The 12,705-nt window shown below is 71.0% G+C and carries 12 protein-coding genes; 6 read left to right on the forward strand and 6 right to left on the reverse strand.

The annotated features are described in order from the left end of the window. Positions 1–62: 62 nt before the first annotated feature. The gene (locus M4486_RS17310; protein WP_249478569.1) at positions 63–446 is read left to right on the forward strand and encodes a DoxX family protein; all 384 of its coding nucleotides are present in this window, start codon (positions 63–65) and stop codon (positions 444–446) included. Here the strand turns inward: M4486_RS17310 and M4486_RS17315 are convergent. Further along, positions 409–1,944 carry an MFS transporter gene (locus tag M4486_RS17315; RefSeq protein WP_249478570.1) on the reverse strand — a complete coding sequence of 512 codons (1,536 nt, stop codon included), beginning with the start codon at positions 1,942–1,944 and terminating at the stop codon, positions 409–411. The two genes, M4486_RS17310 and M4486_RS17315, sit on opposite strands and share 38 nt — an antisense overlap. A gap of 162 nt (positions 1,945–2,106) precedes the next feature. On the opposite strand from M4486_RS17315, the gene M4486_RS17320 reads away from it, so the two are divergent. Continuing rightward, positions 2,107–2,646: a TetR/AcrR family transcriptional regulator gene (locus tag M4486_RS17320; protein WP_246482953.1), complete on the forward strand. Its 540-nt coding sequence runs from the start codon at positions 2,107–2,109 to the stop codon at positions 2,644–2,646. Positions 2,647–2,710: 64 nt separating this feature from the next. Next, on the forward strand, positions 2,711–3,793 hold the full coding sequence (locus M4486_RS17325) for a hypothetical protein (protein WP_249478571.1): 1,083 nt from the start codon (positions 2,711–2,713) through the stop codon (positions 3,791–3,793). Between the two features lie 24 nt (positions 3,794–3,817). On the opposite strand, the gene M4486_RS17330 is transcribed toward M4486_RS17325, so the two are convergent. The 4 genes from M4486_RS17330 to M4486_RS17345 all read right to left on the reverse strand — a co-directional run bounded on the left by M4486_RS17330 (position 3,818) and on the right by M4486_RS17345 (position 8,546). After that, positions 3,818–5,119, reverse strand: coding sequence for an ABC transporter substrate-binding protein (locus M4486_RS17330; protein ID WP_249478572.1), 1,302 nt, complete (start codon positions 5,117–5,119; stop codon positions 3,818–3,820). 143 nt (positions 5,120–5,262) lie between these two features. Continuing rightward, a complete protein-coding gene (locus M4486_RS17335; protein ID WP_249478573.1) occupies positions 5,263–7,158 on the reverse strand; it encodes a heavy metal translocating P-type ATPase in 1,896 nt (631 codons plus the stop codon). Continuing rightward, positions 7,155–7,562 (reverse strand): ArsR/SmtB family transcription factor, encoded by a 408-nt coding sequence (locus tag M4486_RS17340; protein ID WP_249478574.1) that lies wholly within the window; start codon positions 7,560–7,562, stop codon positions 7,155–7,157. Before M4486_RS17340 ends, M4486_RS17335 begins: the two co-directional genes overlap by 4 nt. Before the next feature lie 51 nt (positions 7,563–7,613). Beyond that, the gene (locus M4486_RS17345; RefSeq protein ID WP_249478575.1) at positions 7,614–8,546 is read right to left on the reverse strand and encodes a serine protein kinase RIO; all 933 of its coding nucleotides are present in this window, start codon (positions 8,544–8,546) and stop codon (positions 7,614–7,616) included. A 349-nt stretch (positions 8,547–8,895) separates the two neighbouring features. On the opposite strand from M4486_RS17345, the gene M4486_RS17350 reads away from it, so the two are divergent. The 3 genes from M4486_RS17350 to M4486_RS17360 are packed head-to-tail and all read left to right on the forward strand — an operon-like array spanning position 8,896 to position 11,981. Beyond that, positions 8,896–10,188 (forward strand): ABC transporter substrate-binding protein, encoded by a 1,293-nt coding sequence (locus tag M4486_RS17350; RefSeq protein WP_249478576.1) that lies wholly within the window; start codon positions 8,896–8,898, stop codon positions 10,186–10,188. After that, positions 10,178–11,092, forward strand: coding sequence for a carbohydrate ABC transporter permease (locus M4486_RS17355; RefSeq protein ID WP_249478577.1), 915 nt, complete (start codon positions 10,178–10,180; stop codon positions 11,090–11,092). Before M4486_RS17350 ends, M4486_RS17355 begins: the two co-directional genes overlap by 11 nt. Beyond that, positions 11,085–11,981, forward strand: coding sequence for a carbohydrate ABC transporter permease (locus M4486_RS17360; protein ID WP_249478578.1), 897 nt, complete (start codon positions 11,085–11,087; stop codon positions 11,979–11,981). Before M4486_RS17355 ends, M4486_RS17360 begins: the two co-directional genes overlap by 8 nt. Before the next feature lie 28 nt (positions 11,982–12,009). Here M4486_RS17360 and M4486_RS17365 read toward each other — a convergent pair whose 3' ends face one another. After that, positions 12,010–12,255: a hypothetical protein gene (locus M4486_RS17365; protein ID WP_152351431.1), complete on the reverse strand. Its 246-nt coding sequence runs from the start codon at positions 12,253–12,255 to the stop codon at positions 12,010–12,012. Positions 12,256–12,705: the final 450 nt, after the last annotated feature.

The raw sequence follows: 12,705 nt of genomic DNA on the forward strand, positions 1-12,705 counted from the left end.
GCCCTGCACCACGCGGCCGGCCCCTGTACCGCGCGGCCGTCCCGCGGGCATAGCCTGGGGCGATGAGCCACCCCGCGCGCACCCGCAGATTCCTCACCGTCCTGCTCGCCGGAGCCGGGGTCATGCACTTCGCGAGGCCGGCGCCCTTCGACAGCATCGTGCCGCCCGTGCTGCCCGGAAGGGCCCGCTCCTACACCTATGCCTCGGGCGTCGCGGAGCTCGCGGTCGCCGGGCTGCTGGCGGCGCCCGCCACCCGGCGTCTGGGCGGGGCGGCCTCGGTCGCGCTGTTCGTCGCGGTGTTCCCCGCGAACGTGCAGATGGCGTGGGACTCCCGGCACGCCTCCGCGGTGCAGCGGGCGATCGCCGTCGGGCGCCTGCCGCTGCAGGGCGTGCTGGTCGCCCAGGGGCTCAGCGTCGCGCGGGACGGCGCTCCCGCATCGCGATGACCACCATCGCGGCGGCGGCCACCATGAGCACGACGCCCACGCCCGCCGTATAGGCGACGCCGGAGTCGAAGGCCTCCCGGGCCGAGCTCAGCAGCGCCTCGCCCGTCGCGCCGCCCAGCGAGCGGGCCGCGTCGGTCGCGCCGCCCAGGGTCTGCCCGGCGGCGTCGGCCGCTCCGCCGCTCAGCGCCGTCGGCACCTCGACATGCGCGCGGAAGGCCGCGTTGAGGATCGAGCCGAGGATCGCCGTGCCCAGCACCGCGCCCGTCTCGTAGGCGGTCTCCGAGATCGCCGAGGCCGCGCCCGCCCTGCGCGCAGGAACGGCGCCGAGGATCTCGTCGTTCGAGATGGTCTCCGCGGTGCCGACGCCCGCACCGACCACGGCGAAGGCGAGCACGAGCGCCCCGTCGGACCCGGCCGTGCCGGTGACCAGCACGATCCCGTAGCCGACGGCGTTCATGAGCAGTCCCGCCGCCATCGCGTGAGCGGGGCGGACCCGCGGCACCACGCGCACCACGAGCAGGCCGGCCACGATCGTGACCACGAGCCCCGGCAGCAGGAGCAGACCCGCCTGCATGGGGGAGCGACCGCTCACGAGCTGCAGGTGCTGGGAGAGGAAGTACAGGAACCCGACCAGCGAGAACACGCTCAGCAGGTTCGCCGTCACCGAGGCGCTGAAGGCGGGGATGGTGAACAGGCGCACGTCGAGCATGGGCTGCTCGCGCGTGACCTGGCGGCGCACGAAGGCGACGCCCGCGAGCACGGCGATGCTCGCGGCCAGCACGACGGGGAGGGAGACGCCCGCGTCGGCCGCGGTCTTGATCGCCCAGACGAAGGGCGTCATGGTCGCCATCACCAGCACGATGCTCAGCGGGTCGACGGGGCCCGGCTGCGGGTCGCGCGACTCGGGCACGAGGATCGGCGCGAGCGCGAGCAGCGGCACCAGCATCGGCAGGGCCAGCAGGAACACCGAGCCCCACCACAGGTGCTCGAGCAGGAAGCCGCCCAGGATCGGGCCCAGCGCCGCGCCGCCCGAGAACCCGGCCGCCCACAGCGCGATCGCGGTGCGGCGCTCGCGCGGGTCCTCGAAGATGTTGCGGATCAGCGAGAGCGTCGCGGGCATGAGCATGGAGCCGAACAGACCCATCGCCGCGCGCAGGCCGATGAGCGCGAGGGCGCTCGGCGCGAAGGCCGCGAGTGCGGAGACTGCTGCGAAGCCCGCGGCGCCGATCAGCAGCAGCCGACGGCGGCCGATGCGGTCGCCCAGGCTGCCCATCGGCACCAGGAGGCCGGCCAGCAGCAGCGGATAGATGTCGACGATCCACAGCAGCGCCGTCCCCGACGGCCGCAGCGACTCGGAGATCGCGGGCAGCGCGAAGGACAGCACGGTGTTGTCCACCGACACCAGCAGCACGGGAAGCATCAGCACCACGAGGGCGGCCCAGCGCCGTCGCGGCGAGGTCGACGTGCCGATCACCGGGATGGGGCTCGTGATGGTCATGGTCTTCCTCCTTCGGTGCGGCGGGTGCGCGGGATGCGGTGGATGCAGAGTGTGCGGGTCGCGCGAGATGCGGGGTCGACGGGCACAGGGCGCCTCGCGTCGACCGCTCCAGACTAAACCGTCCAGACGGTACAGTAAACAGCGGGGCCTATGGTGTGAGTCATGTCCGCACGTGAAGACGTCCTCGACGCCCTCGAGGAGATCCTCATCCGCGACGGGGAGCGCGCCGCGACCCTCGACGCCGTCGCCGCTCAGGCCGGGGTCTCCAAGGGCGGGCTGCTCTACCACTTCGGCTCCCAGCGGGCCCTCGTGGAGGGACTCGCCGAGCGGATGCGCGAGCGCGCCGCGCAGGACGTCGAGCTCATGGCCGAGGCGTCCGACGGCCCCTCCGCCTACTTCGTGCGCACCTCCGTCTTCGAGGACACCCCGTTCGACCGCACGCTCGTGGCCGCGACCCGCCTCTCCGGCAGGGACGACGCCCCCGTGCACCAGGCCTTCGCCGACATGCGCGAGGGCTGGCTCGCGCTGATCCGCGAGGAGGTCGGCGACGACGCCCGAGCCGAGGCGATCATGCTGATCGGCGACGGGCTCTACTACAACGCCGTCCTCGACCCCGCGTTCCAGGCGGGCGACGCCGTGCGCGCGAAGGCCATGCAGGGGCTGCTCGGCGTCGTCGCGCAGCTGCGCGACGGCACGGCGTGAACGCGGGCGCGGTATGAGCACGGGCGCGGCGTGAGCTCGGGTCTGGCGTGAGGAGGGCTCCGACGTGAGGGCCGCAGGGCCGCCCGCGACCGAGCGCGAGGTGGGCGGCGCACTGCTGCTGTCGGCCCTCGCGCTGGTCCTGCTGCTCGCCTCGACCTGGATCCTCGTCGCCATCGCGCTGCAGGATGCCCCGGTCCCTCTCGTCTCCGCAGGCCGCAGCGTCTTCGTCGTCATGGGCCTCGGTGTGCTCGCCTCTCTCGCCTCCCGCAGGGGGCGGACGGGCGGCGAGCAGGGCCACGCCGCGTCGTCCGCGGACGCAGTGCCCGCCGTGCCGACGGCGCCTGCCGTGCCGGCGATGCCGGCGCGCACCACGGTGCTGCTCGCGCTCACCGGAGTCACCGGGTACACGATCGCCTCGACCGCAGCGATCGCCCTCGCCGGTCCCGACATGCCCGCGCTGATCCTCACGCTCGGTCCGGCCGTGGTGATGGCGATGGAGGCCGCGAGCGGGCCGGCGCGCGCACACCGCCGCGAGGTCGTGGCCACGCTCGCCGCGGTCGTCGCGACCGCTCTCTACGTCGCGGCGCGACCCGGTGGCGAGGGCGGTGGCGGGCATCCGTTCGCCGGTGCGGTCTGCGCCCTCGCGGCGATGCTCCTCATCTCCTGGTACGGCGTCGCCTTCTCCCGCGCGAATCGTGGGTTCAACGGGTCCATGGCGCGCAGGATCCTCCCGATCCACGCGATCGGCGTGGTCCCGCTGATGCTCTGGGCCGCCGCAGCGATGCTCGGCGGGGATCGCCTCACCCTGCGCGCACTGCTCGTGCTGGTGGTGCTCGGGATCGTGGTCTACGTGCCGGTCTACCTGCTGCAGCACCGGATCATCGTGCGCGCGGGCGCGACCTTCAACGCGCTCCTGGGACTCGTCGTCCCGATCCTCGTCGGCGTCGTCTCGACCCTCCTCGGGATGACGGCGCCGCCGGGGCCCCTGCAGTGGTGCGCGGGCCTGATCGCGCTCGCGGCGATGGGGGTCGTCGTCATCTCGCGGACACGGGGCGGGAGCCGATCGCGCCGGCGTGAGGACGGCGCTGTGGAGTCAGCCGAGACCGGCGGGACAGGCGAGGGCCGGTCCGTCGATCCCTGCTCGTGACGGTCGGCGCCGACGCGGCGGAGGTCAGGACTGCATGCCCTGCACCGAGCTGAGGATCGACTGGGCGGCGTCGTCGAGGGACTGGTTCCCGAAGTAGTAGGCCTGCGACAGCCGGGTGAAGTCGTCGGAGAAGCCGACACCGGAGGTGGGTGTGACCCGCGGAGTGGGGGCGACCTCCTTCTGCATGTCGCGCGCGAAGTCCAGGCAGATGGTCTCGATCTCGTCGAGGTCGGGCTCGATCTCGTCCTGCACGGCGGGGAACCCGGTCACCCCGCGCTCGATCTTCAGGGCCTTGGCGGCGCCGGGATCGGTGAGCAGGAAGTCCATGAGCATGCCCGCGTTCTGCGCGGACCGGGACCGCGACGAGATCGACCAGTACATCGACGCCTTGTTCACCATCTGGGGGCTGCCGCTGGTCAGCGCGGGCAGGCGCCATAGCGTCATGTGCGCCTTCGAGGAGGTCTGGAACGTCTGGATCTGCGTGTGGAACTGCAGGTGGAACGCTGATCTTCCGGTGCCGAACAGCCCCTGTTCGACGCCCGCCGCCGTGTCCTCGATCTGCGCAGAGACGGAGGGGACGGCGCGGGCGTCGACGAGCTTCTTCGAGTAGTCCAGGAACGAGGCGATCGTGTCCAGGCTGACCAGGGTCTCGTCGGATCGGGGGAAGACCTGCTCTCCGGACTGGCGCGCCCACGCCGCGAGCTGGTCGCCGCCCTGCCCGAAGCCGTCCAGGCCCACGATGTCCTTGCCCTCGTCGGCCGCCCACTCGCTGATCTGCGCGGACGTCTGCATGAGGTCGTCCCAGGTCCACGACGTGTCCTCGGGCGCGTCGACCCCCGACGCCTCGAGGATGTCGGTGTTCACCCCGACCGACAGGATCCCCGTGCCCAGCGGCGCGCCCACGAGCGTCCCGTTCTCGAGCCGTCCCGTGTCGAGGAGGCTCTTCTCCATGTCGGAGAGATCGAGGACGTCGTCGAGCGTCTCCAGATCGAGCAGGGCGCCGCGGGTCCCGTAGGAGTCGATGTACTTCTCGTCCATCTGCAGGAGGTCCGGCATGCTCCCGCCCGAGGTCTGGGTCGCGAGCTTGTCCCAGTACCCGGTCCACTCGCTGTACTCGGGCGTGACCGTGATGCCGCTGTGCGCGTCCTTGAAGAGCCCGAGCGCCTTCTGCGTGAGCTCATGGCGCAGGTCCCCGCCCCACCAGTAGGTGCGCACGGTGTTCGGATCGCTGTTCGACCTCGAGGGGAGATTCGGCCCGCAGGCGCTCAGTGCCGACGCCGGACCCAGAGCGGTCATCAGCAGCAGGGTCTGGCGACGGGTGAGCATTCGGGGCTCCGTTTCGAAGAGGGCGGTGCCGGCGTCGGTGCCGGAGTCGTCTCGATCATGCGGCGCCGGTCGTGGCGAGTCCGCGGACGAGGAAGCATCGGCGCCTCCCCATGCACCGAGCATGGTCGATCGCCCGGGCATCATCAAGGACGGGCCGAGTCCTGAGCGCCTGCGTGGGCCATGGTGCGCGCATCGCTGCTCGGGTCGGGGTCGCCGGCCCCGACCCCAGCCCTCCTGCGCGGGATCAGCCGCGCGGAGTTCAGGATGAACGCCGTCTCGCTGCCCACGTGCACGAGCGCCGCGGCCAGTGGGTTCAGCAGTCCGACGGCGGCCAGGACGATCCCGAGCAGGTCCACGGCGATCGTGCCGACGAAGTTCGCCAGCACGATGCGCCGCGCGCGGCGGGCGATCAGCAGGGTGCGCGCGAGATCCGCCGGGTCGGAGCTGATCAGGACGACGCCCGCTGATTCCTGCGCCACGTCGGTGCCGCTGCCCATCGCGATCCCGACGTCGGCCCGCAGCAGCGCCGGGGCATCGTTCACGCCGTCTCCGACCATCGCCAGACGGTGCCCGGCGGCGATCTCCGCGTCGATCCTGGCGAGCTTCTGCTCTGGCAGCAGACCTGCCTCGACCTCCTCGATGCCCAGCTCCCGGCCGATCACGCGGGCCGTCCCCGGATCGTCTCCGGTCAGCATGAGCACGCGCAGCCCGTGGCTGCGCAGGGTGCTGATGGCGTGCGCGGAGCCGGGGCGCACGGTGTCCGCGAGCTCGATCGAGCCGCGCAGCTCCCCGTCGGCCCGCACCTGGATCCTCGAGCCCTCGCCGCTGCCGATCTCCACCAGTGCGCTGGCGACCCGGGCCCGGATCCCACGCCCGGGGAGCGCGGTGAAGTCGCTCGGCGCGTCCAGTTCGATCCCCATCTCGCGGGCGCGCCGGACCAGTGCGCGGCCCGCAGGATGCTCGGAATACAGCTCCGCGCTGCCCGCGAGGCGCAGGAGCGCCTTCGCGGACACCCCGTGCGCCGGACGCATCGACACGACCTGGAGATCGCCACTGGTCAGCGTGCCGGTCTTGTCGAAGACCACCGTGTCCACCGCGGAGAGCGCCTCGAGCTGCGCGCCTCCCTTGACGAAGGCGCCGGTGCGGGCGGTCCGTGCGATCGCGGCGAGCACCGCGAGCGGCGTGCCGGCGGCGATCCCGCAGGCGCCGGCCACGAGGATCACGGAGATCGTCGCCGTGAGGTCGCGCGTGAGCAGGAAGGTGACCATGGCGCCCGCGAGCGCGATGTAGACGAGCCAGGCGGCGAGGCGGTCGGCCAGGCGCTGCGCCGGAGCCTGGGTCGATTGCGCCTCCCGCACGGCCCGCACGATCCTGCCGTACGAGGAGTCCTCGCCGACTCGCTCGGCCCGCACCTCGAGCGCACCCATCTGGTTCACCGATCCGGCGTGGACGTCGTCCCCGGGGCCGACGTCCACCGGCAGCGACTCCCCGGTGATGCGGGAGGCGTCCACGGCGGAGGCCCCCGCGACCACGGTGCCGTCCACGCTCAGCCGCCCGCCGGGGGAGACGAGCACCGTGTCGCCGACGCGGACCTCGGCGAGCGGCACCTCCCGGATGTCGGCCTGACCACCCGTGGAGCGCCCGGCACCGCCGCGCCTCACCTGCACGGTCTCGGGCAGGAAGGACATGAGGTCGGTGAGGGCCTCGCGCCCGCGGTCCATGGAGAGGTCCTCGAGGATCTCGGCTGCGAGCACGAAAGCGGCGATGATCAGGGCCGTCACCCATTCGCCGATGGCTGCTGCGGCCGCGATCGCCAGCAGCATCGACAGCTCCATGCTCATGCGTCGCGCGCGCACGTCCTCGAAGGCCTCGCGCAGGATCGGCCAGAGCCCCACCACGAGGCCGACGAGGGCGACCAGCGGCACCCGCTCGAGCGGCCACGCGGGCAGCAGGGCCGTCGCGATCGCGCACGCCGCGACGAAGGCGGTGCGCGCGAGATCCGTGCGCTCGATCCGCGAGAGCAGGGGACTGGCGCTCATGCGCCCTCACCCGTCGCTCGGCCGGTCCCGCCGCCAGGGCAGGCGCCGCCCGCGAGATCCTCGCGATGGTGCTCCGGGACCCCGCCGACCACGTGCTGCGCCTGCATGACGGCCTGGGTGACCAGCTGGCGCGCGTGCTCGTCGATGAGGCTGTAGTAGGCGCGGTTGCCCTCCTGGCGGGCCTGCACGACCTTCCCCCAGCGCAGCTTCGCGAGGTGCTGCGAGATGTTCGTGGGCGACTTGCCGACCCGCTCGGCGAGGTCGTTGACGGTGAGCTCGCCGCCGCGCAGAGCGAGGATGATCCGGACCCGGGTGGCGTCGGCGAGCAGCGAGAACACCTCCGCCGCGAGGTCGGCGTACTGGCTGTGCTCGTCGAACGTGCATCTCTTCGTATCTTCGCGCATACGAAGATAGTAGAGGGGGAAAGCGGACGGAGTCCAGATCGCGGCCCTCGTTCATCCGCGCCGCGCCATCGCTTCCGTCCACCAGCTCTCGGCGTCCGCGTCACGCGGATCGGCCCCGTGGGCGCGCAGCCAGGTGCACACGTTCTCGCAGTCGCGGCGCAGGAAGTCCGGCCCGTTCGGGTTCGCGATCAGATCGATCACCTGGGGCACGTCGATCACCACCAGGCGCTCTTTGTCGCTGCGCGGATCGACCAGCACGTTGTACGCCGAGAGGTCGCCGTGGACGAGCCCCAGCTCCGCGAGGCGCAGCACGAAGCCGTGCAGCTCCTGGGCCCATTGCGCGGCGCGCTCGGCCGACGGCCGGTGCTCGTGCAGCCGGGGCCCGGCGACGGGCGTGACGTGCTCGCCGGGCGCCCCGCCGACGCCGATGAACTCCATGCACACCTCGGTGCCCTGGATCTGCACCGGGTAGGGCACGGCGAGACCGGCGGCGTGCAGCCGGGAGAGGGTGTCGAACTCGGCGCGCGCCCACTGCCCGGCGGCCGCGCGCTTGCCGAAGGCGCTGCCGCGCGCGATCGCACGGCCCTCGCGGGAATCGGTCACCCGGCGGCCCTCGGTGTACTGGGCGGAGCGGTGGAAGGAGGTGTGCTCGTCGGTGCGGTAGCGCTTGGCGACCATGAGGATCGCCTCGCCGGTCGCGCCCGTGCGGAGGTCAGGAGGCAGGGCGCGTTCGAGCAGGAAGGCGTCGGCTTCCTTGCCGGTCTTCAGCACGCCGAGCTCGGTGTCGATCGCTCCCTCGTGCTGGACCACCCAGGCGGGGAACGGCTGCGGGCCGCGGTCCAGGGTGTGGGCGGTCTCGGGCCAGGTGGACCAGCGCTGGTCGGGGCCGGGCTCGTCGGGGTCGCAGGGGAGGTCGTCGTCGGTCACGCCGGCGGTGACCAGAGAGGTCGTATAGAAGGTGTCCCAGTCGAAGGACGGTGCCATGTGGGGTTCTCCCGAGGTGGGGACCTGCGGCCCGGCGGCGCGGGGTTCACCGCGGAGGAGAGCGTCGTGCGCGGGCTGTGCGGGGTCAGCAGGTCGAGGTGGAGCGGAGGACGGCAGGGGTCAGCACGGTGGCAACCATCGGGTCCTCCTCCCCTCGGGGTCGGCGCATGGCGGCCGACGCTGAGCAGCACCGTACGGCGGGCGGGGGAGCGGGGTCGAGAGATTTATTGGGAGCCGGCCGTATCACCACAGGTGAAGCGATTCACGCGGACTCCGGTGATGCCCTACGGTGGATCCGTCGTCGGCGCCGTCCTCACGATCGCCGGACCATGAGCACGAAGGAGTGGGCGTGACCAGCAGACGCACCCTGCTAGGAGCCGCAGGCCTCGCCGCGGCAGGCGGAGCGCTCGCGCTCTCCGGATGCTCCTCGGGAGGCGGCGGAGCCTCCCCGGAGCTCGGCGCGATGGCCGCGAGGAGCGCGAAGGACTCGATCAGCTTCCAGATCTGGGACGCCGCCCAGGCCCCCGCGATGCAGCAGATCATCGACGCTTTCCACGAGGACTACCCCGGCATCGAGGTGACGATGTCGATCGCCGCCTACGCGAGCTATTTCGAGCGCCTGCGCATCCAGGCCACGGGCGACGACCTGCCCGACGTGTTCTGGATCAACGGCCCGAACTTCGAGCTCTACGCCTCCCACGGACTCCTCCAGGACCTCAGCGATCTCGAGGGGTTCGACCCGAAGAACTATCCCGAGAACCTCGTCGACCTCTACACGTACGACGCGAAGCCCTGCGCGATCCCCAAGGACTTCGACACCATCGGCCTCTGGTACAACCGGGAGCTGCTGCACCGGGCGGGCGTCGACGCGCCCGACGGCTCCTGGAGCTGGCAGCAGTACCGCGACGCCTCCGAGCAGGTGACCCGGAAACTGCGGTCCGACCGCATCTGGGGAAATCCCGGCGGCATCGAGACCCAGGCCTACATCTACCCGCTCGCACTGCAGGCCGGCGGCTTCATCGTCTCCGAGGACAAGACGACCTCCGGGTACGACGACCCCGGGACGCTCGAGGCCTTCGAGTTCCTGCGCGGGATGATCGACGACGACATCGCCCCCGACGTCCGGTACACCACCGAGAATCGTCCGCAGGACCTCTTCAGCGACGGCCGCGCGGCCCTCATGACCTCCGGCAACTGGCAGGCGGCCGTGCTGCAGGACTCCGTGGTCAAGGAGCAGATCGATGCCGCCCCGCTGCTGCACGGGACGCAGGAGGGCAATGTCATCCACGGCATCGGCTATGCGATGAGCGCGCACGGAACGCACAAGCCCGCCGCCTCGGCGTTCCTGTCCTTCCTGGGGTCCGAGAAGGCGGCCCGCATCCAGGGCGCCGCGGGCGCCGCGAACCCCGCGTTCATCGGCACCAACGACAGCTTCTTCGACGCCCTCCCGGGATTCGACCTCGAACTCTTCGTGGACGCCGCCAAGACCGCCCTGCCCTACCCGGTCTCGCAGAACACCTCGGCCTGGAACCAGCTCGAGGAGCTCCTGCTCCCCAAGATCGTCGGCGGCCCCGGGGATGTCGTCGAGACCGCGGAGGATCTCGCCGATCGCATGGACGGAGTGCTCGCCGATGAGTCATGAGACCGCCTCGGCAGCGCCGCGCAGCAGACGCGGAGGGACCGACGGCTGGTGGCCGCTCGTGTTCCTCGGCCCCCTGCTGATCGGCGTCGCCGTCTTCTACTTCTGGCCGATCCTCGCGACCCTCATCAACTCCTTCACGGTGTTCGGGCCCTTCGGCGGGCGCACCTTCAACGGACTCGCGAACTTCGCGCAGCTGCTCCAGGACTCCTTCATCCCGCGGGCCGTCCTCAACACTCTCATCTACACGGTGATCGTGCTGTGCGGCATCCCGCTCGCCGTGTGCATCGCCTCGCTGCTGAACCAGAAGGGCCTGCGCTTCGCCCGCCTCTACCAGGTGCTGTTCTTCCTGCCCGCCGTCTCGATGCCGGTCGCCGTCTCGCTCGTGTGGCGGATGATCTTCAACAAGGAGTTCGGCCTGGTCAACTGGGTGCTCTCTCTCGTGGGCATCGACGGCCCCTACTGGGTGACCGCTCCCTGGTGGTCCCTGCTCGCGGTCTCGATCGTGGGCCTGTGGTCGAGCCTGCCGCTCGCGATCATCATCCTGGGTGCGGGGCTGCGTGGCATCCCCGCCGAGCTGTACGAGGCCGCGCAGCTCGACGGCGCCGGCACCGTGCGCCAGTTCTTCTCGGTCACCGTGCCGCTGCTGACGCCCAGCATCTTCTTCCTGTCCATCATCACCGCGATCAACGGCTTCCAGCTGTTCGACCTGCTCTTCGCGATGATGGGCCAGGCCAACCCGGCGATGGCCGACACCCAGTCGCTCGTGTACCTCTTCTACTCCGAGGCCTTCCGCCAGAACAACCAGGGCTACGCCTCCGTGATCGCCCTGCTCATCCTCGCGATCATCGGAGCGTTCACGCTGCTGCAGTTCCGCCTGCAGAGGAGGTGGGTCCACTATGAGTGAGACGCCCGCGCCGACGACCGCACGCACGTCAGCCCGCACGACCGCACCCGACCGTGCCCGCTCGAGGCCGCGCGCCCGTCGGCCCCGATGGGCGACCCATGCGGTGCTGCTGATCGGCGGGATCCTCATGGTGTTCCCGTTCCTGTGGCAGATCAACATGTCGCTGTCCACGCAGGCGGAGGTCACCTCGGTGCCGCCCAGCTGGCTGCCCGCGACGCCGCAGTGGAAGAACTATCCCGCGGTCTTCGAGCAGGTGCCCTTCCTGCACCAGTTCGTGAACACGGCGCTGGTGACGATCGCCCGCGTGATCGGGCAGCTGCTGCTGTGCACCCTGGCCGGCTACGCCTTCGCGCGGATGAGGTTCCGCGGGAAGAACCTCGTGTTCGCGCTGGTGCTCTCGATCCTCATGGTCCCGTACCAGATCTACCTCATCCCGCAGTACGGGGTGATCCAGAACCTGGGGCTGCTCAACACCATCGCCGGGATCGCCGCCCCGGGCGTCTTCAGCGCGTTCGGCACGTTCCTCATGCGCCAGCACTTCCTGTCGATGCCCGCCTCCCTCGAGGAGGCGGCGCGCCTGGACGGCGCGAACCCGTGGCAGACGTTCTGGCGGATCATGTTCCCGCTCTCGGGACCCGCCCTCAGCGCGGTCGCGATCCTCACCGCGCTCGCCTCGTGGAACGACCTCATGTGGCCGCTGGTCGCCGCCACCTACGACGAGAAGACGACTCTCGCCGTGGGGCTGACGTCCCTGCAGGGCCAGTTCACGACCGACTACCCGGTGATGATGGCCGCGAGCTTCATGGCGATGCTGCCGCTGATGATCCTGTTCATCGTGCTGCAGCGCCGCGTCGTGGAGGGGCTCGCCCATTCGGGCATGAAGGGGTGAGCACTGGAACCGCGCGAGCACGGTGGTCTCAGCGGCCGAACCGCTGCTGCGCCGCCTGGCGGGTGGTGTCCAGGGCCGCACCGATCACGGTCCAGGAGATCCCTGTGTCCCGTGCGGTGGCGACAGCATCCCGCAGCTCCCGTTCTGCGCGCACCAGTCCCTCGCGCGCGGCGAGGATCCGACGGAAGGGTTCTGCATCCTGCGATGGAGTCGTCAGGGGGTCCAGAGAGTCGAGGCCGTTCGCCGTCGTCCTGTGAGCGGGGTCGAATGCCATGCGATCACCTCAGGTGGTCGTAGAAGGTCGGGCGAAGTCGGTCTGCGTGGATGACGAGGGCTGGGGCGTCCGTGGGAAGCGCGACCATCTCGAGCAGCATCCCGTGGCGATCCGGGCCGATGACCAGGAGACGATCCTCTCCGCGGTACTCGTACTCGACGAGTCGCAGGCGTTCCGCCAGGCATGGCGTATCTCGAGGTCGTCGATTCCGTGTCGGCGGGCCGATGCCGTGATGTCCACACGAGTCTTCTGCCGACTGGACGAACTGTCAAGGGTGGCTTGACATGGAGTGGCGAGGCGGCTCGTCTCGAATGCCCAGGGTGCCCACGGTGTGCGCCCTGTGACGCGACGATGTGGACGGCGGGGGTGTGGGGAGGGTTGGCGGGTCCATCGGTTCCGAACTCTTCGCGGACCTTTCCGGCGAACCGCCCCACCCGCCGTCTCGTGCCC

Source organism: Brachybacterium kimchii (genome assembly GCF_023373525.1).
Taxonomy (GTDB): Bacteria; Actinomycetota; Actinomycetes; order Actinomycetales; family Dermabacteraceae; genus Brachybacterium; species Brachybacterium kimchii.

Bases quoted from the DNA above. Each gene is read 5' to 3' on its own strand.
- M4486_RS17310 (WP_249478569.1), top strand. From the start codon at position 63: ATGAGCCACCCCGCGCGCACCCGCAGATTCCTCACCGTCCTGCTCGCC.
- M4486_RS17315 (WP_249478570.1), bottom strand. From the start codon at position 1,944: ATGACCATCACGAGCCCCATCCCGGTGATCGGCACGTCGACCTCGCCG.
- M4486_RS17320 (WP_246482953.1), top strand. From the start codon at position 2,107: ATGTCCGCACGTGAAGACGTCCTCGACGCCCTCGAGGAGATCCTCATC.
- M4486_RS17330 (WP_249478572.1), bottom strand. From the start codon at position 5,119: ATGCTCACCCGTCGCCAGACCCTGCTGCTGATGACCGCTCTGGGTCCG.
- M4486_RS17335 (WP_249478573.1), bottom strand. From the start codon at position 7,158: ATGAGCGCCAGTCCCCTGCTCTCGCGGATCGAGCGCACGGATCTCGCG.
- M4486_RS17340 (WP_249478574.1), bottom strand. From the start codon at position 7,562: ATGCGCGAAGATACGAAGAGATGCACGTTCGACGAGCACAGCCAGTAC.
- M4486_RS17345 (WP_249478575.1), bottom strand. From the start codon at position 8,546: ATGGCACCGTCCTTCGACTGGGACACCTTCTATACGACCTCTCTGGTC.
- M4486_RS17355 (WP_249478577.1), top strand. From the start codon at position 10,178: ATGAGTCATGAGACCGCCTCGGCAGCGCCGCGCAGCAGACGCGGAGGG.
- M4486_RS17360 (WP_249478578.1), top strand. From the start codon at position 11,085: ATGAGTGAGACGCCCGCGCCGACGACCGCACGCACGTCAGCCCGCACG.
- M4486_RS17365 (WP_152351431.1), bottom strand. From the start codon at position 12,255: ATGGCATTCGACCCCGCTCACAGGACGACGGCGAACGGCCTCGACTCT.